Below are 24,028 nucleotides of genomic sequence, written 5' to 3'. Positions count from 1 at the left end.
TTTTCCCGCCCTGCCGCCTTCAGGCAACACGGATGAAAACCGCGCCGCAGGGCATCCGGGTCCGGTCAGAGATCGTAGTCGAAGGCGGCCAGGAGCTGGTCCATGGCGCGCGACGGCTCGTTGCAGCCGGCCTCGCCGATGACCTTGGCCGGCACGCCCGCGACCGTCGATTTCGGCGGCACGGCCTTCAGCACCACGGAGCCGGCCGCGATGCGCGAGCAATGGCCGATATGGATGTTGCCGAGGATCTTCGCCCCCGCCCCGATCATCACGCCGTCGCCGATCTTCGGATGGCGGTCGCCGCCCTCCTTGCCGGTGCCGCCGAGCGTAACGTTGTGGAGGATGGAGACGTTATCGCCGATGACCGCCGTCTCGCCGACGACGAGGCCCGTCGCGTGGTCGAGGAAGAAGCCCTTGCCGATGCGCGCGGCCGGGTTGATATCCGTCTGGAAGACGCTGGAGGACCGGCTCTGCACATAGAGCGAGAGGTCGCGCCGGCCCTTGTCGTGCAGCCAGTGCGCCAGGCGATGGGTCTGGATGGCGTGGAAGCCCTTGAAGTAGAGCACCGCGTCGAGGAAGCGCAGGCAGGCGGGATCGCGGTCGTAGACGGCCTGGATGTCGACGCGCAGGATGCTGCCCCATTCCGGCCAGTCCTCGAGCATCTCGTCGAAGATCTGGTGCAGGAGGTTCGCTTGGAGGTCCGGATGGTCGAGGCGCTCGCAGACGCGGTGGATCACGCTTTCCTCAAGCGAGCGGTGGTTGAGCACCGTCGAATAGAGGAAGGCCGCCAGCAGCGGCTCGGCCTGGGCGGCCACGCGCGCTTCCTCGCGCAGGCTGTCCCAGATCGGATCCATGGCCTTGAGCTTCTCGCCGGCCCTCAGTTCGTTCGTCGCGACCATCGCCGCACTCCTTGGTGTCGTTCCGCCCGAATATAGTGCAAAGCATGCCCAAGCGGAATGGCCGCCCGCAGGTTGTCGTGAACGGCAGCCTCAGCGGCCGCCGATCTCCGCATAGAAATCGAGGACGGCGCGCTTGAACACCTTGTCGCCGACGGCGAGCATGTGGTCGCGGCCGGGAATGTCGAGCGCGCGGGCATCCGGCATCAGCGCGGCGAGCGGCTCCGGCGCGCCGGCAATGTCGTCCTTCGTGCCGACGCCGATCAGCGCCGGCATGTCGATGCGCGCCATGTCCTCCGCCGTCAGGAGATCGCGCGAGGTCATGATGCAGGCGGCGAGCGCCTGACGGTCGGATTTCGTCTGGTCGGCGAAGGCGCGGAACATGCGGCCGCGCTCGTGCGTCACCACGTCGAGAGAGGGGGCCAGCAGCGCATCCGCGATGGGGTCCCAGTCGCCGACGCCCTCCACCATGCCGATGCCGAGCCCGCCGAAGACGACGGAGCGCACCCGGTCCGGGTGGGCGAGCGCCAGGAAGGCGGTGAGGCGCGCGCCCATGGAATAGCCGAAGACATGCGCCTCGGAAATGCCGAGATGGTCGAGGAGCGCCGCCGCATCGCCCGCCATCAGCGGGGGCGTGTAGAGCGCCGGGTCATGCGGCTTGTCGCTCGCGCCATGGCCGCGATTGTCGATGGCGATCACCCGGTAGCCGGCATCGCCCAGCGTCTTCAGCCAGCCGGGAAACACCCAGTTGACATTCGCGCTGGAGGCAAAGCCGTGGATCAGCAGCACGGGATACCCGGACGGATCGCCCTCGTCGAAGAAGGCGAGCTCGAGGCCGTCATGGGTGAAGCGGGAAAAGGGCGGGTTGTCGAGGTTCATCGCGGTCCGTCTTTCGTTTCTGTCCACGCTCATAATGCCGATCGGCCGCAAGGAAAACGGCGGCTGCGGATTTCTCCTCCGGCGCGACGGTTTTGCATCTACACATTTAAGCCGAAGGCGACTATGGTCCGCGCCAGAAAAGACGCATTTCCACGGAGCATCACATGGCTGGGCACAGCATTCCCCATTTCCAGAACGACGGCGGCCACCGCACGATCGAGATCGGCGTGAAGGAATTCATGTGCGTCGGCGCTTCCGTGCCCTACGACCATCCGCACGTCTTCCTCGACATGGGCGACGACAACGAGAAGGTCTGCCCCTACTGCTCGACGCTCTACCGCTACAACCCGGCGCTGAAGGCCACCCAGACCGATCCGGTCGGCTGCACCTTCACCAACCAGGTGGCGGCGTGACGGCCGGAAGGCCGGCACTCCCATGTCTTCCGTCAAATCCGTAACCATCGTCGGCGCCGGCATTGCCGGCCTGACGACGGCCCTTGCGCTCGCCCGCAAGGGCATCGCCTCGCATGTCCTCGAACAGGCCCCCGCGCTTGCGGAGGTCGGCGCCGGTTTGCAGCTCTCGCCGAATGCCTCGCGCATCCTCGCCGATCTCGGCCTTCTCGATGCGCTGCGCGCGCGCTGGACCGAGCCGGACCATATTCTCCTTTCCTCCGGCCTCTCGCTTGCGCCCCTCGCCTCCGTTCCCGCCGGCGCGGCGGCCGAGAGCCGCTGGCGCGCGCCCTATGGCGTCCTGCACCGCGCTTCATTGCAAAAGGTCCTCATCGAGGCCGTTCGCGCCGAACCGCTGTGCACGCTGACGATCGACGAGCATATCGCAAATGCCGAGGCCGCTCTTTCCCTTGCGCCGGCCGATGTCCTGATCGCGGCGGACGGCGTCTGGTCGCGCCTGCGGAGCGCGGTGCCGGGCGCCCTGCCCGCCCGCTACTCCGGCAATGTCGCCTGGCGCTTCCTCGTGCCCTATGCCGCCGCGCCGTCCTTTCTTGATCCGCGCACGGTTGCGGCCTTCCTCGGGCCGAAGGCCCATCTCGTCGCCTATCCGCTCGCCGAAACGGACGTCTTCAACATCGTCGCGATCCATGCCCAGCCGGAAGCGCCGGCCGAGGGCTGGCTGCGCAAGGGCGATGCGCGGACGCGCGGCCGCCTGCTGGATGCCTTCAAGGGCTGGCACCCGGATATCCGGGGCCTCCTGCCGGATGCGCAGGATCCGCTCGTCTGGCCGCTCTTCGGCTGCCCGGACGGCGCGTGGACGGATGGCGGGAAAACGGTGCTGATCGGCGACGCCGCCCATGCCATGACGCCCTTCGCGGCGCAGGGCGCGGCGATGGCGATCGAGGATGCCGCCTTGCTCGCCGAAAGGCTGGCAACGGCCACGGATATCGGAGCGGCCCTCGGCGGCTTCGAGAAGACCCGTCGTGCGCGTGTTTCGCGCGTGCGCAGCCGCGGTGCGTTCAACCGCTTCGCCTATCATGCTCGCGGCCCGGTCGCGCTCGCGCGCAACCTGGTGCTGTCGCTGCGCAAACCGGAAAGCCTCGCGGCGGATTTCGACTGGCTTTACGGGTATCGCACGCCGGAGTGAAAGAGCCCCTCATCCGCCTGCCGGCACCTTCTCCCCGCAAGCGGGGAGAAGGAGAGGATGTGTGATGCCTCGCCAATCTTGATCATAGCACTTCAGGAAACCGGTTCCGGCGAACGGGAAACCAGTGCGACAAAGTCCCTTCTCCCCGCTTGCGGGGAGAAGGTGCCGGCAGGCGGATGAGGGGCAATCCTGTCCTATACCGCCCGCGCCGCCGCCAGCCCGCGCTCGATATCCGCCTTGATATCCTTCACGTCCTCCAGACCGATCTGCAACCGCAGCACCGGTCCCTCCTCCGGCCCCTTGGCCACCCGGCGGTCGCCAAGATACACATGCACGGCAAGGCATTCGAAGCCGCCCCAGGAATAGCCGAGGCCAAAAATGCCGAGCGCATCGAGGAAGGCATGGGCCTTGGCCTTGTAGCGCTCCGGCGAGCCGCCCTTCAGCACGATGGAGAAGATGCCGCTCGCGCCCTTAAAGTCGCGCTTCCAGAGATCATGGCCCGGGAAGCTCGGCAGGGCCGGATGCAGCACGCGCGAAACGTCGTCGACGCCCTCCAGCCAGCGGGCGAGATTCAGCGCGCTTTCCTGGTGCCGCTCCAGCCGCACGCCCATGGTGCGGAGGCCGCGCAGCACCTGGTAGGCATCGTCCGGCGAGGCGCAGGTGCCGAGCGTGATCTGGGTCTCGTGCAGCTGCTCCCAATGGGCGGCATTGGCCGAGACGGTGCCGAACAGCACGTCCGAATGCCCGGCCGGATATTTCGTCGCCGCATGGATCGAGACGTCCACGCCGAAATCGAGCGGGCGGAAATAGAGCGGCGTCGCCCAGGTATTGTCCATCGTCACGACCGCGCCATGCTTGTGGGCGGCGGCGGCGATGGCCGGGATATCCTGCATCTCGAAGGTGTTGGAGCCCGGCGCCTCGGTATGCACCAGCCTGGTGTTCGGCCGGATCAGCGTCTCGATGCCCGCGCCGATCATCGGATCGTAATATTCCACCGTCACGCCGAGGCGCTTCAGCATCGTATCGCAGAAATGGCGGGTCGGGTGATAGACCGAATCGACGATGAGCGCGTGGTCGCCGGCCGAAAGATAGGCGAGGAACGGCACGGTGACGGCGGCAAGGCCCGAGGGGACGAGGATCGTTCCGGCCGAACCCTCCAGCTCGTCGATCGCCGCACAGAGCGCATCGGTCGTCGGCGTGCCGCGGGTGCCGTAGGTGTATTTCTGCGCGCGGTTTTCCATGATCGCGGCATTCGGGAAGAGCACCGTCGAGGCATGGACCACCGGCGGATTGACGAAACCGTGAAACTCGGCCGGATCGTTTCCGGCATGGGCAAGGCGGGTGTTCACGCCGGCGCCGGCGAGGATTTCGTCTCTGTTTTTCATGGGTTCTGTCCGGGAATTGCGGGAAATGTCGAGGCGCCGACTTTTCGCCAGAGGGCCCCCGAGGTCAACCCCCATACGAAAGGATGACGGCGCGCAAAACCGGCCGCGAAAGCCAACTGCGTGATTTTTTGAGCGGTTTACTGCACAAATCCACGCTTTTCCGCCCAAAATTCCGCCATTCGGCGGCAAAATGGTAATCGTGGCCGGAAAATGGCGGCGCTCCCTTGACCCTGCGTCATTTTGAGCATGAGATAAGCAACCTCGCACCGGGAGGGTAGCGAGTTCCGCAGGCATGCCCGCAGAGGGAAGAGGGACCTGCGGATAAAACAAGACAACAGAAAAAGGTTGTAAAAAATGGCAAAAAAAATCGTGACGGCGCTCGTCGGCGCCGCCGTACTGGGGCTTGGCGCAACGGCATCTCAGGCTGACACGCTTTCCGACGTGAAGGCTAAGGGTTTCGTCCAGTGCGGCGTGAACGGCTCGAATCTCGCCGGTTTCGGCGCGCAGGATTCGGCGGGCAACTGGGCCGGTCTCGACGTCGATCTCTGCAAGGCCGTGGCCGCTGCCGTCTTCGGCGACGCCACCAAGGTGAAGTACACGCCCCTCTCGGCCAAGGACCGCTTCCCGGCCCTTCAGTCCGGCGAAGTCGACATCCTTTCCCGCAACACCACCTGGAGCATCAGCCGCGATTCGCAGCTCGGCTTCGATTTCCGCGCCGTGAACTACTATGACGGCCAGGGCTTCATGGTGAAGAAGGAACTCGGCGTGAAGTCGGCGCTGGAGCTTTCCGGCGCGTCCGTCTGCGTGCAGTCCGGCACGACCACCGAACTCAACCTTGCCGACTATTTCCGTGCCAACAACATGGATTTCAAGCCGGTCGTCTTCGAAGCGCAGGATGAGGCGGACGCCGCCTACAATGCCGGCCGCTGCGACGCCTACACGACCGACGCCTCGGGCCTCTACTCGATCCGCCTGAAGATGAACAATCCGGACGACCACATGGTGCTGCCGGAAATCATCTCCAAGGAGCCGCTCGGCCCGGCCGTCCGGCAGAACGATTCCAAGTGGTTCGACATCGTAAGCTGGTCGCACTACGCGATGGTGGCCGCCGAGGAATTCGGCATCACGCAGGCCAATGTCGAGGAGATGAAGAAGTCCGACAACCCGGACATCAAGCGCTTCCTCGGTGAAGAGGCCGACAGCACCATCGGTGCCGACCTCGGCGTGCCGAAGGACTGGGCCGTGCAGATCATCAAGGCGGTCGGCAATTACGGCGAATCCTTCGAGCGCAATGTCGGCGAAGGCTCCCCGCTCAAGATCGCCCGCGGCCTGAACGGGTTGTGGACGAAGGGCGGCCTGCAATACGCTCCGCCGATCCGCTAACCGGATCCACCGCTTCGGGAGGGCAGAAAACTGCCCTCCCCCTTAATAAAACGCCCGGAAAACAGGGCGAAAACAACGTCAGGGGAAATACATGGCTCTTGCGGATGCCCGAACAGGGTCCGGCGAACCGCCGAAGGTATCTCTACTCTACAATCCAGCGCTGAGAAGCGTCGCCTATCAGGTCGTGACGTTCGTGGTGATCGTCGCCGCCGTCTGGTATGCGTGGCACAATGTCGTCCAGAACCTTGCCCGCGCCAACATGTCGGCGGGCTTCGGCTTCCTCAACAGCCGCGCCGGCTTCGACATCGCGCAGACGCTGATCGCCTATTCCAGCGATTCCACCTATTTCCGCGCGCTGCAGGTCGGCCTCATCAACACGCTCGTCATCGCCGCCGCCGGCATCGTCACCGCGACGATCGTCGGCCTTCTCGTCGGCATCGGGCGCCTGTCGCACAACTGGCTGGTCGCCAGGCTCTGCACGGTCTATGTGGAAATCTTCCGCAATATCCCGCCGCTGCTGGTCATCTTCTTCTGGTATCTCGGCGTTCTCGCCCTGCTGCCGTCGATCCGCAGCATCTTCCAGCATATCCAGGAGAATCCCGACGCCGCGTTCTTCATCTCGAACCGCGGCATCTACATGCCGGCGCCGGTCTTCGGCGAGGGCTTCGGGGTCGTGCTCGGCGCCTTCCTCCTCGGCGTGGTCGCGGCGATCGTCTTCACGATCTGGGCGAATGCGCGCCAGCGCGCCACGGGCAAGCGCCCGCCGGTGCTCTGGGTCAATCTCGGCCTCATCGTGCTCCTGCCGCTCGTCGTGCATGTGCTGATGGGCATGCCGCTCTCGCTCGACTATCCGGTCCCCGGCTCCTTCAACATGAATGGCGGCATGGTGATCGGGCCGGAATTCCTGGCGCTCTATCTCGCGCTCTCGCTCTACACGGCCTCGTTCATCGCCGAGATCGTGCGCGCCGGCATCCGCGGCGTGTCGAAGGGCCAGTCGGAAGCGTCCTATGCGCTCGGCCTTCGTCCCGGGCAGGCGACGCGGCTCGTCGTGCTGCCGCAGGCGCTGCGGATCATCATCCCGCCGCTCACCTCGCAATATCTCAACCTCATCAAGAACTCCTCGCTCGCGGTGGCCGTCGGCTATGCCGACCTCGTCGCGGTCGGCGGCACCATCCTCAACCAGTCCGGCAAGTCGATCGAGATCATCTCGATCTGGATGCTGATCTATGTCTCGATCAGCCTCATCACCTCGCTGTTCATGAACTGGTTCAACGCCAAGATGGCCCTGGTGGAGCGCTGAGATGACCGAGACCACGACCTATGTCCGCGAGCGGTTCCTCGAGGCGGAAAAGCCGCCGGCCTCCGAGGCGTCGGCCCTCGCCTGGATCCGCAACAACCTGTTCGCCTCGTGGAAGGACAGCATCCTATCCATCCTCGCCATCACGGCGATCCTCTACTACGTGCCGAAGGCGCTCAACTGGCTGTTCGTCTCCGCCGTCTGGACCGGGGCGGACCGCACGGTCTGCCTCACCACCGACCAGGGCGGCCAGCTGCCCACCGGCTGGAGCGGCGCCTGCTGGGCCTATGTGAACGACCGCTTCGTGCAGTTCATGTTCGGCTCCTATCCGCGGGACGAGCTGTGGCGGCCGCTCCTGGTCGTCGCGCTGTTCGTAGCGCTGCTCGTGCCCTTCCTGATGCCGAGGGTGCCGCGCAAGGGGCTGAATGCCATCCTGCTCCTCATCGCCTTCCCCATCGTCTCCTTCATCCTCCTGCTCGGCGGGTGGTTCGGCCTCCGGCATGTGGAGACGTCGCTGTGGGGCGGGCTGATGGTGACGCTCATCCTCTCCTTCGTCGGCATCGTCGTCTCGCTGCCGGCGGGTATCCTGCTGGCGCTCGGGCGGCGCTCGCGCATGCCGGTGATGAAGACGGTCAGCGTCGTCTTCATCGAATTGATCCGCGGCGTGCCGCTGATCACCGTCCTCTTCATGGCGAGCGTGCTGCTGCCGCTCTTCCTGACGCCGGGCAACAATATCGACAAGTTCCTGCGTGCCCTCGTCGGCGTGTCGATCTTCGCGTCCGCCTATATGGCGGAGGTTATTCGCGGTGGTCTTCAAGCCATTCCGAAAGGACAATATGAAGCGGCCGACGCTCTTGGTCTAAACTACTTCCACAAAATGACCTTCGTCGTGCTACCGCAGGCCATCAAACTCGTGATACCGGGCATCGTGAATACCTTCATCGGCATGTTCAAGGATACGTCCCTCGTCACGATCATCTCGATGTACGACCTGCTGGGCATCGTGAAGGCAAGTTTTGGGGATTCGGGCTGGATCACCCCCGTCACGCCGTTGACGGGCCTGATCTTCGCCGGCTTCGTGTTTTGGATTTTCTGCTTCGGCATGTCGCGCTACTCGGCCTTCGTGGAACGCCGGCTCGACACGAGCCACAAGAGATAACTGAGAGGAAACAACAATGGCTAACCAGGCCCAGGCGCAAAAGATGGAAGTGTCCGCAACGGACGTCGCCGTCGAGATCATCAACATGAACAAGTGGTACGGCGACTTCCACGTGCTGCGCGACATCAACCTCAAGGTCATGAAGGGCGAGCGCATCGTCATCGCCGGCCCGTCGGGCTCCGGCAAGTCCACGATGATCCGCTGCATCAACAGGCTGGAGGAGCACCAGAAGGGCCAGATCCTCGTCGACGGCATCGAGCTGACCAACGACCTGAAGAAGATCGACGAGGTGCGCCGCGAGGTCGGCATGGTATTCCAGCACTTCAACCTCTTCCCGCACCTGACGATCCTCGAAAACTGCACGCTCGCTCCCATCTGGGTGCGCAAGATGCCGAAGAAGGACGCCGAGGAAGTGGCGATGCACTATCTGAAGCGCGTCAAGATCCCGGAACAGGCCCACAAATATCCCGGCCAGCTCTCCGGCGGCCAGCAGCAGCGCGTGGCGATCGCCCGCTCGCTGTGCATGAAGCCGAAGATCATGCTGTTCGACGAGCCGACCTCGGCGCTCGACCCGGAAATGGTGAAGGAAGTGCTCGACACGATGGTGTCGCTGGCCGAGGAAGGCATGACCATGCTGTGCGTGACGCACGAAATGGGCTTTGCCCGCCAGGTCGCCAACCGGGTGATCTTCATGGACCAGGGCCAGATCGTTGAGCAGAACTCGCCGCACGAGTTCTTCGACAATCCGCAGCACGAGCGCACCAAGCTCTTCCTCAGCCAGATCCTGCACTGAGCGGATCGGCAGAGAGACGGAAAAGGCGGGCCTCGGGCCCGCCTTTTTGTTTGGAGTGAATGGCGTGCCGTGTGGCATCGATCCGAGGATACACGCGCCGCCACGGCGTCCACTCATCCCTTCACCCGCATCTCCGCCCGCAGCTTCAGCGGGCTCGCGCCGAAATGATTGCGGAAGGCGCGGGAAAAGGCGGAGAGGCTGTCGAAGCCGCTGCGCAGCGCCACCTCCTGCATCGACAGCGGCGTGTCGCGCACCAGTCGCTGCGCGGCCGTCAGCCGCAGGCGCAGGTAATATTTCCCCGGCCCGATGCCGAGCCCGCCCGCGAACAGCGTCTCCAGCTTGCGCGTCGAGAAGCCGAGCCGGCGCGCCAGCGCCGCGATGGTCAGCGGCCGGTCGATGGTGCGCTCCATCAGGCGGATGGCGGCGGCGAGGTCCGGCTGGTGTTCGGCGAGCCGGCCGAGCGAGACGAGCGGCTGCGCATCCGTCGCCGCATGGGTCTCGTCATAGACGAAGACGCTCGCCACATCGAGCGCCACGGCCGAGCCGAAGCGCTCGCGCACCAGATGCAGCATCATGTCGAAGGTCGGCGAGGCCCCGCCGGACGTCCAGAGCGGCCCGTCGGTGACGAAGCGGTCCGCTCGCACGTTGAGGGCCGGAAAGGCGGCGGCGAAATCCTCCAGCTCCTCCCAGTGCGCCGTCGCATCGCGCCCGTCCAGGAGGCCCGACCTCGCCAGCAGCCAGCAGCCCGATTCGATACCTGCGACGATGCCGAACCGGCGCGTCACTTTCTTGAGCCGGCTAATGAAACTGCGGTTCGCATGGCGGTCCTGGTTGAAGCCGGCGATGACGAGCAGCGCGTCGCCGCTCATGGCGTCGTCGAAGCTGCCGTCGACGCGGATTTCCACGCCGCAGGTCAGCACCACCGGCTTGCCGCCGGGCGACAGGATCGTCCAGCGGAACACCGGTTCCGGCATCACGCGGTTGGCCGCGCGCATGGGATCGAGCACGGAGGCGAGCGACATGATCGACGACTCCGGCAAAAGAAGGATGGTGACGTCGAGCGGCCCCTGCCGCGGCGCTTGCCTGACCATGTGGAAATTGTTAAAAAAGCTGCGCTTTATGTCAATCGGGAAAAAGGCGTTCGGGCATGATCGGCCTTACAGGAGATCTGGAGATGCAGCCGGATTGCGGCGAAAGCCCCTGTACCCCGAACACCCTGATCCGCAAACTTACCGGAACGGGTTGGCGAGCCGAAAGGCGGACCAGCCCGTTTTTTTTGACATTCCGCGCAGAAAACCACCTGCGCGTGCGGCGGAAATGGAACCGAATCCGGCCTGCGGGCGTTCTGGCGCCAAACAATCAGGAAAGGTTATCCCATGCTGAAGCTGAAGTCCGGCCTTGCCGCAGGCGCCCTTTCGGTCGCCCTCGCCCTCACCTCCATCGTGCCTGCCGAAGCGGTCACCTTTGCCCAGGTCCCCGTTCCGTCGGCTTCCTCCGTGGAAAAGGTCCAGTACCGCTATGACCGCCGCGCCGAGCGCCGCTGGCATGGCCATCGCGGCTATCGCTACTATCGCCCGGGCTACCGCCGCCATTCGGACGGCTGGTGGTATCCGCTTGCCGCCTTCGGCCTCGGTGCTGCCATCGGCGGCGCGATCGCCAACCAGCCGCGCGCCAGCGGCGGCTCCCATGTGAACTGGTGCGCCAATCGCTATCGCACGTACCGGGCCTACGACAATACGTTCCAGCCGAACAACGGCCCGCGCAAGCAGTGCATCTCGCCCTATTCGCGCTGAATGCCCTGAAACGCAAAAAGCCCGGCGGAAATGCCGGGCTTTTCGTTTGAACACTTTTCTCAGACGAGGCGGCTCTGTTCCAGCGCCGCTTCGACGAAGCTTGCGAAGAGCGGGTGCGGATCGAGCGGCCGGCTCTTCAGTTCCGGGTGGTACTGCACGCCGATGAACCACGGATGGTCGGCATATTCGACCGTTTCCGGCAGGAGGCCGTCCGGCGACATGCCGGAGAAGACGAGGCCGCAGCCTTCCAGCCTGTCCTTGTAGTCGACATTGACCTCGTAGCGGTGGCGGTGGCGCTCGGAAATGTCCGTCGAGCCGTAGATGTCGGCGATCTTCGTGCCGCCCTTCAGCGAAGCGCGATAGGCGCCGAGGCGCATCGTGCCGCCGAGGTCGCCGGAGGCCGAGCGCTTTTCGAGATCGTTGCCCTTCACCCATTCCGTCATCAGGCCGACGACCGGCTCGGCCGTCTTGCCGAACTCGGTGGAGGATGCCCTCTCGATGCCGGCAAGGTTACGCGCAGCCTCGACCACGGCCATCTGCATGCCGAAGCAGATACCGAAATAGGGCACCTTGCGCTCGCGGGCAAAACGCGCCGCATTGATCTTGCCTTCCGAACCGCGCTCGCCGAAACCGCCGGGAACGAGGATGCCGTGCACCTTTTCCAGATACGGCGCCGGATCCTCCTTCTCGAAGACCTCCGACTCGATCCATTCGAGCTTGACCTTGACGTGGTTGGCGATGCCGCCGTGGTACAGCGCCTCGATCAGCGACTTGTAGGCATCCTTGAGGCCGGTGTACTTGCCGACGATGGCGATGGTCACCTCGCCTTCCGGCGTCTTGATGCGGTCGGAAACGTTCTGCCAGGCCTCCAGGCGGGGCTTGGGCGCCGGCTCGATGCCGAAGGCGGCCAGCACCTCGTCGTCGAGGCCTTCCTTGTGATAGGCGAGCGGCACGTCGTAGATCGACGCGACGTCGAGCGCCTGGATCACGGCGGTCGGGCGCACGTTGCAGAACAGCGAGAGCTTCTTGCGCTCGGCTTCCGGGATTTCTCGGTCGGCGCGCACCAGCAGGATGTCCGGATGGATGCCCATGGCCTGCAGCTCCTTCACGGAATGCTGCGTCGGCTTGGTCTTCAATTCGCCGGCGGCCGGGATATAGGGCATCAGCGTCAGGTGGACATAGACGGCCGTGCCGCGCGGCAGGTCGTTGCCGAGCTGGCGGATCGCCTCCATGAAGGGCATGGCCTCGATGTCGCCCACCGTGCCGCCGATCTCGCAGAGCACGAAGTCGTAGTCGTCGTTGCCTTCGGTGACGAAGTTCTTGATCTCGTTGGTGACGTGCGGGATGACCTGCACGGTCGCGCCGAGATAGTCGCCGCGGCGTTCCTTGTCGATGATGTTCTTGTAGATGCGGCCGGTGGTGATGTTGTCGGTCTTGGTGGCCGAGCGGCCGGTGAAGCGCTCGTAGTGGCCGAGGTCGAGGTCAGTCTCCGCGCCGTCGTCGGTGACGAACACCTCGCCGTGCTGCGTCGGGCTCATGGTGCCCGGGTCGACATTGAGATAGGGGTCCAGCTTCCGGAGACGCACGCGGTAACCGCGGGCCTGAAGGAGAGCTCCGAGTGCAGCGGCCGCGATGCCTTTTCCGAGGGAAGAAACCACGCCGCCAGTGATGAATACATATCGCGCCATGGGAGTCACCGGATACCTTTTCAAAATCGATTCCGCTACCGAAAAATCACCTTGGGCGTGATTTCGGAAGTCGCAATCGTCGTTTTACACAGAAGAAGGCCGGTTGGTTTGCGCCAACCGGCCGGTTTGTTTTCGCTTTTGCGGCTTACTGGCCGCTCGGGACGCCGGCGTTGCCGCCCTCGCCCGTGGCGGCACCCGTACCGGTGCCCGTCGTCGTTGTCGACGAGTTGCCCGTGCCGGTGGCCGCGCCGCCTTCGCTCGGAACGGTTTGCGTGCCGGTCGTCGCGGGGGTCTGGTTCGTGTTGTTCTGCGTGCCCTGGTTCTGCTCGGCGCCGCCGAGCGCGTCGAGAACGCCGCCCGTGCCGGTCGTGCCCGGAATGCGGTCGAGAATGTCGGTCGGCTGCGTCTCGTAGCGGGCGAGGATGCCCATGCCGATCGCCAGAACGAAGAACAGCGTCGCGAGGATCGCGGTCGTGCGCGTCAGCGCATTGGCCGTGCCGCGGGCGGACATGAAACCGGAGCCGCCGCCGATGCCGAGGCCGCCGCCTTCAGACCGCTGGATCAGCACGACGCCGATCAGCGCGACGACGACCATGAGATAGATGACGAGCAAGATGGTCTGCATGTTTTCCAAGATCCCGGCCAGACGGCCAAATTTCAGGTTTGCGGCTCAATATACCAAGCCGCGCGGCATTCCAAGCCCTTACCGGCCAATCCGCCCGCCCTTTTGCGGGCGGGCGCGCAAAGCCTTCAGGCCGTCAGCGCTTCATATGCGCGGTAGATGGCAAGGAAGTCGTCCGATTTCAAGCTCGCCCCGCCGATCAGCGCGCCGTCGACATTGGCGACGCCCATCAGTTCCTTCGCATTGCCGGGCTTGACCGAGCCGCCATAGAGAATGCGCATCTTCGCGCCCTCGCCGGCAAAGCGTGCCGTCAGCTCGGCGCGCATGAAGGCATGGGCCTCCTCCACGTCCGCCGCCGTCGGCGTCAGGCCCGTGCCGATGGCCCAGACCGGCTCATAGGCGATGACGGTGTTTGCCGCCGTCGCGCCATCCGGCACGGAGGCGGCAAGCTGGGTCTTGAGCACGTCCAGCGTCTTGCCCGCCTTGCGCTCGTCGCCGGTCTCGCCGATGCAGACGATGGCGACGAGCTCGTTCTGGTGGGCGATCCCGGCCTTGGCGCGCACCAGCGCGTCGCTTTCCCTGTGGTCCGTGCGGCGCTCGGAATGGCCGACGATGACATGGGTGCCGAAGCAGTCGGCGATCATCTCCGCCGAGATGTCGCCGGTATGCGCGCCGGAGGCCTTCTCATGGCAATCCTGCGCGCCGATCTGGAGCGGGCTGTCGTCGCAGAGCGCGGTCGCGACATAGAGCAGGGTCGCCGGCGGGCAGATCAGCGTTTCCACTTTCTGCGAGAGCGGCCCCTTCACGCCTTCGGCCATCGCCTTGATCTGGTCGAGCGATGCGCGCGTGCCGTTCATCTTCCAGTTTCCGGCGACGAGCGGTGTAACGTCCGGTGTCATGAGCATCCCCTCCATAAAGTCGTTGGCATGGGGCGTAGCAAATCGGGGCCGTCAAGAAAAGGTGCGTTCTGCCGCGCGCGGGCTTGAATATTCCGCGTTCGTGAAACGTAATGGAGCAAGGCCGAGATCGATCGATGCAGGATGGACGGGGCGCATGCTTCCCTCACGACGCCGCATAGCCGCCGCCATGGCCGTGCTCCTGCTTGCCGGCGGCGCGGCGGCACAGGACGGCCAGGCGCAGACGCGCGGCCTGATGCCGATAAAATCCCCCGTCGGCCGCGTGACGGCCGAGGAGACGCTGGCTTCACTCGAAGTCAGCGCACGGCGCGTCGCGCTCGTCGTCGGCATGTCCGCCTATAGCTCCATCTCGCCGCTGCGCAACACCGAGGCCGATGCCCGCGCGGTCGGCGCCATGCTCGAAAGGCTCGGCTTCACGGTCGATCTTGCGATCGACGTGCCGCTCGCGCAGATGAAGGACGCGATATCCGCCTTCTCGCGCAAGTCGGAAACGGCGGATATCGCCATGGTCTACTATGCCGGCCATGGCGTCGAGGCGGCGGGCGAGAACTATCTCATTCCCGTCGACATACATGTCGACGATCCAGGAAAGATCCCCGAGCAGGCGGTCAGCCTGCGCTCGGTGCTCGGCAGCGTCGCCAGGGCACGCAAGCTGCGCATCGTCATTCTCGATTCCTGCCGCAACAATCCCTTCCCCGCCTCCTACGACCTTGCCGCGACGGCCGGCATGGCCGGCGCGTCGGCGACGGGCGACGGGCTCGCCGCACCCGATCCCGCGCAGGGCATGCTCGTCGTCTATGCCGCGGAGGGCGGCAAGGTGGCGCTCGACGGCGAAGGCGAGCACAGCCCCTTCACCAGCGCCATCCTCGAAAGCCTGCCGCGTCCCGATGTCGAGATCGGCCTCGTCTTCCGACAGGTCCGCGACCGGGTGATGAGCCTGACGGCCAATCGCCAGCAGCCGCATTTCTACGGCTCGCTCTCGGGCGCGCCCTTCTTCCTTGCCGGCGAGGACGCGAAGGTCGCGGATATCGCCGACAAGGCCGGCCAGTGGCAGGCGCTGAAGCCCGACCAGGCGGCGCAGCTCGCAAGCCTTGCCGAGGAAGGCAACACCCGCGCGATGATCGGCCTCGGCTACATGGCGCTCTCGCCGGATTCGGCGAAGTTCCAGCCGTCCGAGGCCTTCAGGCTCTTCGGCAAGGCGGCGGAGGCCGGCGATGCGGAGGCCATGTTCGAGCTCGGCAAGCTCCATGAAAAGGGCATCGGCACGCCGCAGAACGTGCCCGAGGCATTGAAGCTCTACCGCAGGTCCGCCGATCTCGGCTTTGCCGATGCCATCAACGATCTCGGCTTCCTCTATTACCAGGGAACGGAGGGCCTGCCGCGCGATCCGAAGAAGGCGGTCGAGCTCTTCATCAGGGCGGCGGACCTGCGCCATCCGCAGGCCATGTTCAACGTCGCCGCCCTCATCGACGACGGCATCATTCCCGGCAAGACGCCCGAGGATGCCGCCGCCTATCTCTACCAGGCGCTGCGCGCCGGCGTCGACGACGTGCTGGCGCAGCTCACCAACCGCCCGACCATGTTCAAGCCGGAAACCCGGCGCGCCCTACAGGCCGAACTCCGGCGCAACAGGTTCTATACCGGCGCGATAGACGGCGATCTCGGCGCGGGCACCCAGCGCAGCATGCGCATGGCCTTCGGGCAGACACAGTAGCGGGAGGCGGAAGGACGATGGGAAAGCCTGAAACGGTGCGTGCGTTCGGAGCCGCCTTCCTTGCCACGGCGCTTGCCCTCGGCACCATGCCGGAGGCCTACGGTCAGGTGGCCCCCGCGCCGGGCGGCGGTGCGACAACGGGAATCGCCACCGGATCGAGCCGCGGCCTCATGGATACGCCGACGCCGACCGACTACCTCACCCATTCCATCGTCAAGAACATCAACGCCGCCAGCGCCGAATGCGCGGCCTATGACCCGGTCTACCGCATCGATTGCCTGCGCCAGCGCCTTCTCGACATCGCCCAGCGCATCCCGAAGGGCAAAGCCTATGACGAGGCCCGGCAGATCGTCCAGCGCGCCGCCGGCCGGCTCGGGCGCATCCAGGCCGCCAATCTCGACGCAAAGGCCCCGCGCATGCGCTCGCGCGGCAATGCGCGCATGAAGGAGACCAAGACCTATACGGCCGTCCGCAAGCGCAATCTCGAAAAGGCGATGGAAGAGGCCCGGCAGGTCATCGAGGAGGCGCAGACGCAGCTCCTGCGCGCCTCGGAAAATTCGGAGAAGCGCGCCAGCCACTACCGCGACATCGCCGCCGCCGTCGGCTCGACCAAGGTCCTGCTGCGCTCGATCTGAGCGGGAACGTTTACTGCGCGAAGATCCAGTTCAGCGTCTCGCGCCAGTCGGTCATGCGCACCGGCGTGCCGTGGCCTCCGGTCTGGAACAGCACGAAGCGCGTCGGAATGCCAGCCTTCAGCAATTTGCGGAAGACGGCGATCTGGTCGTTGGCCGCATAGACGCTGTCGCTGTCGCCATGGGTGAAGAAGACCGGCAGCTTCGCCTTGAAGGCCGGGGTCTTCGCATAATCGCCATCCGCCGCCCCGCCCATCAGCACCATGCCGGAAAGGCTCCTGACCGCCGTCGCATCGCGCACGACGCGGGCGCAGATGAAGCTGCCCATCGAGGCGCAGGCGAGGATGACGGGCCTGTCCGGCGAAAGCGCCTTGGCGCGCAGGATCAGGCCGGAGATGCGCGCCGCGCCCGCATCGTCGAAGGAGGACACGCTCGGCGCGTAGTAGACGCCGCCGTTCTGCACGGCGAGGTTCTTGATGCGGTTGAAATTGCCGCCGAAATTCCAGTCGTTGTTGCCGAGCCGCCGGTCGCCGCCCCGGCCGTGGATGAAGATGACGGTGAAGGACGCCCCCTCGCCCTTGCCGGTCATCGCCACGTCGATCGGCCCGGCGGGCGTATCCACCGTCAGGTTCTGCTGCGCCTTTTTCACCGCCGTCGAGACATAAGCCGATCTGACGCGCCGTTCGGGCACCTGGTCGCGGCCGTTGATGTCGCGCATCTCCTGGTAATCGACGACGCGGAGCGCACCATTGTCCGTCGTCTCGACCACAGCGGGATAGCCGAAGAGCTCGTCCTTCCAGGGCTTGAGCGTCAGCGCGGCGGCACTGTCGGCCGTAAAACCGGCGAAGAGCGCGGCCAGAATCAGCCGGCGGAGAGAATGAACTGTGGACTGACGCATGAAGTGAGGCTCCCCTAGGCTGGCGATACTTGCCATCCGTCCGCGCGCAAAGCAATCCTCGCCCGGCGGTTGGCGCGTCCGGACATCGCGAAAACCCACGGAATCTGGCAGAGTCGCCAGTGATTCGCTGACGACCTCATCCTTGCCGGCCCCGATCCCCATGGATCGGCGGGAAGAACCGGCAAACGGAACAAACTCTGAACGGCCCATGCAAGACGACAATAACGACCTTTTCGCCACCATGCCTTCCGAGCCTGCCCGGCAGCCCGCCGCGGCGGAGGACAAGCCCGTGCCCACGCCCGCTCCGGTCCCTGCCCGCGAAAGCGTGCCGGCGCCCGCCGCCCCGGCCGATGGCTCCGGCGGCTACGACGCCTCGGCCATCCGCGTGCTGGAGGGCCTCGAGCCCGTGCGCATGCGCCCCGGCATGTATATCGGCGGCACGGACGAGAAGGCGCTGCATCATCTCTTCGCGGAAGTCATCGACAACTCGATGGACGAGGCCGTCGCGGGCCATGCCAATTTCATCGAGGTCAATCTCGATGCGGACGGCTGCCTGACCGTCACCGACAACGGCCGCGGCATCCCGGTCGAGAACCATCCGCAGATGCCCGGCAAGTCGACGCTGGAGGTCATCCTCACCGTGCTCCATGCCGGCGGCAAGTTCGACGGCAAGGCCTACGAGACCTCGGGCGGCCTGCATGGCGTCGGCGTCTCGGTGGTCAATGCGCTGTCCGACCTCCTCGAAGTCGAGGTCGCGCGCAACCGCAAGCTCTACCGCCAGCGCTTTTCGCGCGGCAAGCCGCTCGGGCCGCTGGAGGATCTCGGCGACGTGCACAACCGTCGTGGCACGCGGGTGCGCTTCCATCCCGACCCGGAGATCTTCGGCGCGCATGCCCGTTTCGATCCCGGCCGCGTCTTCCGCATGGCCCGTTCCAAGGCCTATCTCTTCGGCGGCGTGGAAATCCGCTGGAGCTGCGATCCCTCGCTGCTGCCGGAAGGCTCCGAGACGCCGGAAAAGGCCGTCTTCCACTTCCCCGGCGGCCTGAAGGACTACCTGCAGGCGACGCTCGGCAAGGATTACACCGTCACCCGCGAGATCTTCGCCGGCAAGAGCGAGAAGTCGGGCGGCCACGGCTCGCTGGAATGGGCCGTCACCTGGTACGGCGGCGATTCGCTGATCCATTCCTATTGCAACACCATCCCGACGGCCGACGGCGGCACGCACGAGGCGGGCCTGCGCATTGCGCTCACCAAGGGCCTGAAGAACTATGCCGAGCTGACGCAGAACAAGCGCGCGGCCGCCATCACCACCGACGACGTGATGATCTCGGCGGTCGGCATGCTCTCGGTCTTCATCCGCGAGCCGGAGTTCGTCGGCCAGACCAAGGACAAGCTCGCCACCGTCGAGGCCCAGCGCATCGTCGAGAACGCGCTGCGCGACCCCTTCGACCATTACCTTGCCGACAATCCCGCCGAAGCCGCCAAGCTGCTCGAATGGGTGATCGAGCGCGCGGAAGAGCGCATGCGCCGCCGCAAGGAAAAGGAAGTGAGCCGCAAGACGGCCGTGCGCAAGCTGCGCCTTCCCGGCAAGCTCGCCGACTGCTCGCAGAGCTCGGCCGACGGTGCCGAACTCTTCATAGTCGAGGGCGATTCGGCCGGCGGCTCGGCCAAGCAGGCGCGCAACCGCGCCAACCAGGCCATCCTTCCGCTCCGCGGCAAGATTCTCAACGTCGCCAGCGCCGGGCGGGAAAAGCTCGGCGCCAACCAGCAGATTTCCGATCTGGTGCAGGCGCTCGGCTGCGGCACGCGCTCGAAATACCGCGACGAGGACCTGCGCTACGAGCGCGTCATCGTCATGACCGACGCCGACGTCGACGGCGCGCATATCGCCTCGCTGCTCATCACCTTCTTCTACCAGGAGATGCCGGACCTCATCCGCGGCGGGCACCTCTACCTCGCCGTGCCGCCGCTCTACCGCATCAGCCAGGGCGGCAAGACGCTCTATGCGCGGGACGACGCGCACCGCGAGGAACTGATGCGTACGGAATTCAACGGGCGCGGCAAGGTGGAGATCGGCCGCTTCAAGGGCCTCGGCGAGATGCTGCCGGCGCAGCTCAAGGAAACGACGATGGACCCCTCCAAGCGCACGCTCCTGAAGGTGGCGATCGACGACGTCGATTTCGAGGGCACGCGCACGGCGGTGGACGACCTGATGGGCACCAAGCCGGAGGCCCGCTTCCGCTTCATCCAGGAGCGCGCCGTCTTCGCCGACAACCTCGATATCTGAGGCCTTGCCGCCATATTTTCGCGGCAATGCCGGCCTCTAACCTGGACCATCCAACGCGGAAAGGACGGCCATGAAAGCTGCGCTCATCGTCATGACGATCATGGGCTGCGACGACAGCGCGACCCAGTGCCACTATATCGATACGGTCGACCGGAGCTGGCAGACCGTGGCGCTTTGCGACGCACAGGCCGAGACCTATATCAACCGGCACCAGAACGCGAACTACCCGGTCATCGTCGCTGTCTGCGAGACCTCGGGCGACCGCATGACGGCCGAGGTGACCGAACCCGCGCCCGATCCGAAGCCGGCCGAAACGGCGACCAGCAACGAAGCCCCCGTCCCCGTGGAAACCGAACAGGCGCGGCAGGGCCTTGCCGCCCGCACGCTCGCCTTCGTGAAAAAGGCCATCCCCGACGCCGCCTCCCTGAAGGCCGCCGTCACCACGCCGGTCCGCTATGCGGAAGGCGGCTATTCCTGGGTCGTGAAGCGCTTCGCCGATTGATCGGAAGCGCGCTACTTACGCCGCTTCCCGCGTCGCGATGAGCGCGTAGCTTCGCGCCGTCTGGCGCTGTTCGGCAATGGCAAGCCGCTCGACCAGTTCGAGCATGGACTGGCAGGAGGCGTTGCCCGTGGCGCGGGCGCGGGCGAGCAACCGCTCGCAGACCGAGAGCAGGCCGTCGCCGCCCTTGGCCTCGCTCCGCCAGAGCATCGTCGCCTCGGCGAAGAGCGCGCTGATATCGCGGCCGAGGCCGGCCGTCTCGTAGAGCGCGCGCACCGCCGCCTCGCGGCCGTCGGAAAGGATCGAGCGGACGCGCCGTTCCGCCTGTCCCGAGAGATTGGTGATGGCTGCCGCGAAGAACTCGACGCGGCCGGTGCACAGCGCATGCATGAGGAAGACCGGCGTCAGGCGGCCGGCGATGCGCAGATGCTCGACGAGCGCCGGCATTTCGGCCGCTCCCACTTCGGCGGCCATGCCGATCGTCGCGACGTCGCAGGCCTCGCGCGTGATGCGCTCCACCCGGCTCGTGCCGACGGCAGCCTGGATCAGCCCGAAGCCGGCAAGCGCCGAGCCGATCTTCTCGACCAGCGCATGGCGGGCATCGCTCGGCAGGTCCGCCCGGTCGAGCAGGAGCGCGCGGATTTCCGCGTCATGCCCGAGCCGGTCGGCGATTCGCGTCAAACTGCGGCGGGAGATCGCCGCGCCTTCGTTTTCGAGAAGCGCCAGTATTTCCGGCGTCTCGCCGACTTCCGCAAGCGCCGCCGAGACGGGCCGCGAAACGGAGGCGCGATGCGCGATCAGCGTGCGTGTCATGTCGCCGCCCTTGGCGGCCAGATCGACCAGATCGGCATCCGTCAGCACAGGCGAACAAAGGATGACATGTGCGGCGATTTCCGGCTGGTCTTCCGCCAGCGGCAGCACGACGGCGCGTGGCGCGTCCTCGCTCTCGGCAAGGGCTTCCGCCAGCGCGAGCCGTACCTTCGGCGCGGGATCGTCGAGCAGGAAGATCATCGCCATCTCCGCCGCGTGCCGGTCGTCCGGCGCAATGCGCGAGCGGCTATAGGCCCGCGCCAGCACGCTGGCGGCCTTCGCCCTGTCGGCGGCCCGCGCTGTCTCGACCCAACGGAGAAATGCATGAACGATCAATGGACGCCCCAAACGCCTGTAAACGCTACGGGGACCACGTTATCGCCAAAGTGTTTAAGATTGGTTCACCATATCCATTAACCGGACGGTGAGGCGATGAATGTTGCCCAGCGAGTGGATACTCGGGTCGAGCCCGAGGATCCACCCTCACCCGGCCTTCGGCCGCGTCATGGCGAAGACTTCCGCCCCGCCGTCGCAATAGTCCATGTAGCCCATCCGCCCGAGCGGCCGGGCGACGGCCATGTCGATCATGCCGTCTTTCAGGATTTCCCGGCTTATATGGATGCCGACGACCTCACCGAACACCACCCAGTTGTCCGATTCGCACCCGTCGAGGCCGAGCGGCCGCAGGATCTGCGTCGCCCGGCATTCGAGCGCCGCATGGGCCTCGCCGACATAGGGCGCATCGACGAGCCGGCCGGCCACCGGCGTCAGTTTCGCGATATCGAACTCATCGACGCCGTAGGGCACGGCGACCGAGCTCGCATTCATCTCCTCGGCGAGATGCCGGCTGGCCAGCGAGCAGGTGAAGACGCCGGTCGCCTCGATATTCGTCACGCTGTCCTTGTGGCCGCTGGAGGAGAACATGACGAGCTTCGGCCTGTCGCTCACCGCGTTGAAGAACGAATAGGGCGACAGGTTGCGCCGCCCGTCCGCCGCCTTCGTGCCGATCCAGCCGATCGGGCGCGGCGCGACGATCGCCTTGAAGGGATCATGCTTCAGGCCGTGGGCGTTTTCCGCCGTCTCGTAGAACAGCGCGTCAGGCGTCATCGCCGACCCATGTGACGATTTCGGCAAGCTCCGGCCGCGGCCGCTCGGTCGGCGGAACGGTGGGCGTGCCGACATGGATGAAGCCGGCGACCTTCTCGCCCGGCTCGACGCCGAGGATCGGATAAGCGCGCTCGTCGAAGGCATACCATTCCGTCAGCCAGTTCGAGGCGAAGCCATGGGCGTTCGCCGCCATCACCAGGTTGAGGCAGACGGCGCCGGCCGACATGACCTGCTCCCATTCCGGGATCTTGAAATGCGGCGCCGCGCGGCTGACGACGGCGATCACCACCGGCGCGCGGGTGAGCCGCGTGTTCTCCACCTTCACCATTTCTTCCGAAAGGTCCGGCTTGTCGGCGAGCGCGATCCTGGCCAGCGCCTCGCTGATCCGCTGGCGTTCCTCGCCGCGATAGACAATGAAGCGCCAGGGCGCGAGCTTGCCGTGGTCCGGCACGCGCGAGGCGAGCTTCAGCATCTCCTCCACCTCGCTTTTCGAGGGGCCGGGCGCGCTCATCTGGAAGGCGGGGATCGACCGGCGGGTCGAAAGATAATCGATCAGCTTTATTTCGGTTTTCATCGCGAGGGAGTTCCAATATCGTGCCGCCGGCGCGGCCTTGAAAATGCCATTAGCCGGGCCTTCAAGTGGAGCCTTACAGTCAGGAAGTCAACCGTTCCCATGCGCATGCGTATCCATCCCGTCGCCGCCGCAGGCCTCGCCGTCGCGAGCCTTGCCACCTCTTTCGTGCCGGCGCGCGCGCAGGATTCGCTCGAGAGCTTTTCGCAGATCACGACGCCGCTGAAGGGCAGCAAGGTGATGTCCTTCAACCCCGTCGTCACCGGCGAGGCGACGCCGGCGAACCTGCGCGACGTCACCTGCGAGGCGCTGCTGACCAAGGACGGCCAGCCGATGCAGCATGGCCTGACCTGGCGCGTCTTCTCGCCCATTCCCGCCGCCGACGGCAAGCTGCCGCTGCTGGCCACCTCCGAGGGTGGCACGGCCGCCTTCCACCTCGTTCCCGGGGAATATTTCGTCAATGTCGCCTTCGGCCGGGCCGGCGCGACGAAGAAGCTCGTCGTCCCCGAACAAGGCTCCGTCGACAAGCAGGTCATGGTGCTCGATGCCGGCGGCATCATGCTGAATGCCGTTTCCGGCGCGGATGTGCGCATTCCGCCGAAGGAGCTGAGCTTTGCGATCTATTCCGCCGAAGTGCGCGAGGATGGCGAGCGCAACCTCGTGATGGACGACGTGAAGCCGAATTCCGTCGTGCGGCTCAATGCCGGCACCTATCACGTCGTTTCCGACTATGGCGACGTCAATGCCGTGATCCGTGCGGATATCCAGGTGGAAGCCGGCAAACTGACGCGCGCCACCATCCAGCACCGCGCCGCCAAGCTGACGCTGAAGCTCGTCTCCGAGCCCGGCGGCGAGGCCATCGCCGACACCGCCTGGTCGATCCTCACCTCGTCCGGCGACACGGTCTCCGAAAGCGTCGGCGCGTTCCCGACGCTCGTCCTGGCGGAAGGCAGCTACATTGCCGTCGCCCGCAACAAGAACAGGATCTATCAGCGCGATTTCCAGGTGAAGGCCGGCGTGAACACCGATGTCGAGGTGCTGCTCGACGAGAAGGCGAACGACCAGAAGGCCGCTGCCGAGGACGTGGTAGACTAGGCGGAAA

At 65.6% G+C, this 24,028-nt stretch carries 24 protein-coding genes; 13 read left to right on the top strand and 11 right to left on the bottom strand.

Annotated elements, in window-relative coordinates; translation table 11 throughout:
• Positions 1 to 65: 65 nt before the first annotated feature.
• On the bottom strand, positions 66 to 899 hold the full coding sequence (gene cysE / locus ACZ1A1_RS06035) for a serine O-acetyltransferase (protein ID WP_313194976.1): 834 nt from the start codon (positions 897 to 899) through the stop codon (positions 66 to 68).
• Between the two features lie 90 nt (positions 900 to 989).
• Positions 990 to 1,775: an alpha/beta fold hydrolase gene (locus ACZ1A1_RS06030; RefSeq protein ID WP_313194977.1), complete on the bottom strand. Its 786-nt coding sequence runs from the start codon at positions 1,773 to 1,775 to the stop codon at positions 990 to 992.
• Between the two features lie 164 nt (positions 1,776 to 1,939).
• Between ACZ1A1_RS06030 and ACZ1A1_RS06025 the strand changes: the two genes are divergently transcribed.
• Positions 1,940 to 2,188 carry a zinc-finger domain-containing protein gene (locus tag ACZ1A1_RS06025; RefSeq protein WP_119259241.1) on the top strand — a complete coding sequence of 83 codons (249 nt, stop codon included), beginning with the start codon at positions 1,940 to 1,942 and terminating at the stop codon, positions 2,186 to 2,188.
• 22 nt (positions 2,189 to 2,210) lie between these two features.
• Positions 2,211 to 3,371: an FAD-dependent monooxygenase gene (locus ACZ1A1_RS06020; RefSeq protein WP_463619183.1), complete on the top strand. Its 1,161-nt coding sequence runs from the start codon at positions 2,211 to 2,213 to the stop codon at positions 3,369 to 3,371.
• Positions 3,372 to 3,565: 194 nt separating this feature from the next.
• Here ACZ1A1_RS06020 and ACZ1A1_RS06015 read toward each other — a convergent pair whose 3' ends face one another.
• The gene (locus tag ACZ1A1_RS06015; RefSeq protein ID WP_463619182.1) at positions 3,566 to 4,756 is read right to left on the bottom strand and encodes a cystathionine beta-lyase; all 1,191 of its coding nucleotides are present in this window, start codon (positions 4,754 to 4,756) and stop codon (positions 3,566 to 3,568) included.
• A 354-nt stretch (positions 4,757 to 5,110) separates the two neighbouring features.
• Here ACZ1A1_RS06015 and ACZ1A1_RS06010 point away from each other — a divergent pair, with 354 nt between their 5' ends.
• The 4 genes from ACZ1A1_RS06010 (at position 5,111) to ACZ1A1_RS05995 (ending at position 9,388) form a co-directional block, all read left to right on the top strand.
• Positions 5,111 to 6,139 (top strand): amino acid ABC transporter substrate-binding protein, encoded by a 1,029-nt coding sequence (locus tag ACZ1A1_RS06010; protein WP_313194980.1) that lies wholly within the window; start codon positions 5,111 to 5,113, stop codon positions 6,137 to 6,139.
• 91 nt (positions 6,140 to 6,230) lie between these two features.
• Positions 6,231 to 7,439, top strand: a complete 1,209-nt coding sequence (locus ACZ1A1_RS06005) for an amino acid ABC transporter permease (RefSeq protein ID WP_463619181.1) — start codon at positions 6,231 to 6,233, stop codon at positions 7,437 to 7,439.
• Position 7,440: 1 nt separating this feature from the next.
• A complete protein-coding gene (locus ACZ1A1_RS06000) occupies positions 7,441 to 8,595 on the top strand; it encodes an amino acid ABC transporter permease (RefSeq protein ID WP_463619180.1) in 1,155 nt (384 codons plus the stop codon).
• A 16-nt stretch (positions 8,596 to 8,611) separates the two neighbouring features.
• A complete protein-coding gene (locus ACZ1A1_RS05995; protein WP_313194983.1) occupies positions 8,612 to 9,388 on the top strand; it encodes an amino acid ABC transporter ATP-binding protein in 777 nt (258 codons plus the stop codon).
• Positions 9,389 to 9,501: 113 nt separating this feature from the next.
• On the opposite strand, the gene ACZ1A1_RS05990 is transcribed toward ACZ1A1_RS05995, so the two are convergent.
• Complete coding sequence (locus ACZ1A1_RS05990; protein WP_463619179.1) at positions 9,502 to 10,479, bottom strand: GlxA family transcriptional regulator; 978 nt, start codon at positions 10,477 to 10,479, stop codon at positions 9,502 to 9,504.
• On the opposite strand from ACZ1A1_RS05990, the gene ACZ1A1_RS05985 reads away from it, so the two are divergent.
• Together ACZ1A1_RS05985 and ACZ1A1_RS05980 are read left to right on the top strand one after the other, a co-directional pair.
• A complete protein-coding gene (locus ACZ1A1_RS05985; RefSeq protein ID WP_463619546.1) occupies positions 10,409 to 10,771 on the top strand; it encodes a hypothetical protein in 363 nt (120 codons plus the stop codon). The two genes, ACZ1A1_RS05990 and ACZ1A1_RS05985, sit on opposite strands and share 71 nt — an antisense overlap.
• Complete coding sequence (locus tag ACZ1A1_RS05980) at positions 10,765 to 11,181, top strand: BA14K family protein (protein WP_313194985.1); 417 nt, start codon at positions 10,765 to 10,767, stop codon at positions 11,179 to 11,181. Before ACZ1A1_RS05985 ends, ACZ1A1_RS05980 begins: the two co-directional genes overlap by 7 nt.
• Positions 11,182 to 11,240: 59 nt before the next feature.
• Here the strand turns inward: ACZ1A1_RS05980 and ACZ1A1_RS05975 are convergent, their stop codons facing one another.
• The 3 genes from ACZ1A1_RS05975 to tpiA form a co-directional block, all read right to left on the bottom strand.
• Complete coding sequence (locus ACZ1A1_RS05975) at positions 11,241 to 12,869, bottom strand: CTP synthase (RefSeq protein WP_463619178.1); 1,629 nt, start codon at positions 12,867 to 12,869, stop codon at positions 11,241 to 11,243.
• 145 nt (positions 12,870 to 13,014) lie between these two features.
• Positions 13,015 to 13,494, bottom strand: coding sequence for a preprotein translocase subunit SecG (secG, locus tag ACZ1A1_RS05970; protein WP_463619177.1), 480 nt, complete (start codon positions 13,492 to 13,494; stop codon positions 13,015 to 13,017).
• 125 nt (positions 13,495 to 13,619) lie between these two features.
• Positions 13,620 to 14,390 (bottom strand): triose-phosphate isomerase, encoded by a 771-nt coding sequence (tpiA, locus tag ACZ1A1_RS05965; RefSeq protein ID WP_463619176.1) that lies wholly within the window; start codon positions 14,388 to 14,390, stop codon positions 13,620 to 13,622.
• 154 nt (positions 14,391 to 14,544) lie between these two features.
• Here tpiA and ACZ1A1_RS05960 point away from each other — a divergent pair, with 154 nt between their 5' ends.
• Both ACZ1A1_RS05960 and ACZ1A1_RS05955 read left to right on the top strand, forming a co-directional pair.
• A complete protein-coding gene (locus ACZ1A1_RS05960; protein WP_463619175.1) occupies positions 14,545 to 16,122 on the top strand; it encodes a caspase family protein in 1,578 nt (525 codons plus the stop codon).
• A gap of 17 nt (positions 16,123 to 16,139) precedes the next feature.
• Positions 16,140 to 16,757, top strand: a complete 618-nt coding sequence (locus ACZ1A1_RS05955; protein ID WP_463619174.1) for a hypothetical protein — start codon at positions 16,140 to 16,142, stop codon at positions 16,755 to 16,757.
• Positions 16,758 to 16,767: 10 nt separating this feature from the next.
• Here the strand turns inward: ACZ1A1_RS05955 and ACZ1A1_RS05950 are convergent, their stop codons facing one another.
• A complete protein-coding gene (locus tag ACZ1A1_RS05950; protein WP_463619173.1) occupies positions 16,768 to 17,652 on the bottom strand; it encodes an alpha/beta hydrolase in 885 nt (294 codons plus the stop codon).
• A 208-nt stretch (positions 17,653 to 17,860) separates the two neighbouring features.
• Here ACZ1A1_RS05950 and parE point away from each other — a divergent pair, with 208 nt between their 5' ends.
• Complete coding sequence (gene parE, locus ACZ1A1_RS05945; protein ID WP_463619172.1) at positions 17,861 to 19,939, top strand: DNA topoisomerase IV subunit B; 2,079 nt, start codon at positions 17,861 to 17,863, stop codon at positions 19,937 to 19,939.
• A 70-nt stretch (positions 19,940 to 20,009) separates the two neighbouring features.
• Positions 20,010 to 20,441, top strand: a complete 432-nt coding sequence (locus ACZ1A1_RS05940; protein ID WP_463619171.1) for a hypothetical protein — start codon at positions 20,010 to 20,012, stop codon at positions 20,439 to 20,441.
• Between the two features lie 15 nt (positions 20,442 to 20,456).
• Here ACZ1A1_RS05940 and ACZ1A1_RS05935 read toward each other — a convergent pair whose 3' ends face one another.
• The 3 genes from ACZ1A1_RS05935 to ACZ1A1_RS05925 all read right to left on the bottom strand — a co-directional run bounded on the left by ACZ1A1_RS05935 (position 20,457) and on the right by ACZ1A1_RS05925 (position 22,929).
• Positions 20,457 to 21,584, bottom strand: coding sequence for a DUF2336 domain-containing protein (locus tag ACZ1A1_RS05935; RefSeq protein ID WP_415215026.1), 1,128 nt, complete (start codon positions 21,582 to 21,584; stop codon positions 20,457 to 20,459).
• Between the two features lie 147 nt (positions 21,585 to 21,731).
• Positions 21,732 to 22,340: a flavin reductase family protein gene (locus ACZ1A1_RS05930; protein ID WP_463619527.1), complete on the bottom strand. Its 609-nt coding sequence runs from the start codon at positions 22,338 to 22,340 to the stop codon at positions 21,732 to 21,734.
• A gap of 4 nt (positions 22,341 to 22,344) precedes the next feature.
• Positions 22,345 to 22,929, bottom strand: coding sequence for a nitroreductase family protein (locus ACZ1A1_RS05925; protein ID WP_119258250.1), 585 nt, complete (start codon positions 22,927 to 22,929; stop codon positions 22,345 to 22,347).
• Between the two features lie 105 nt (positions 22,930 to 23,034).
• Between ACZ1A1_RS05925 and ACZ1A1_RS05920 the strand changes: the two genes are divergently transcribed.
• The gene (locus ACZ1A1_RS05920; RefSeq protein ID WP_463619526.1) at positions 23,035 to 24,021 is read left to right on the top strand and encodes a hypothetical protein; all 987 of its coding nucleotides are present in this window, start codon (positions 23,035 to 23,037) and stop codon (positions 24,019 to 24,021) included.
• Positions 24,022 to 24,028: the final 7 nt, after the last annotated feature.

This window comes from Shinella sp. R2-11 (assembly GCF_055330205.1).
Note: the sequence above shows the minus strand (reverse complement) of the source record. Positions and strands in the feature narration are given on the sequence as shown.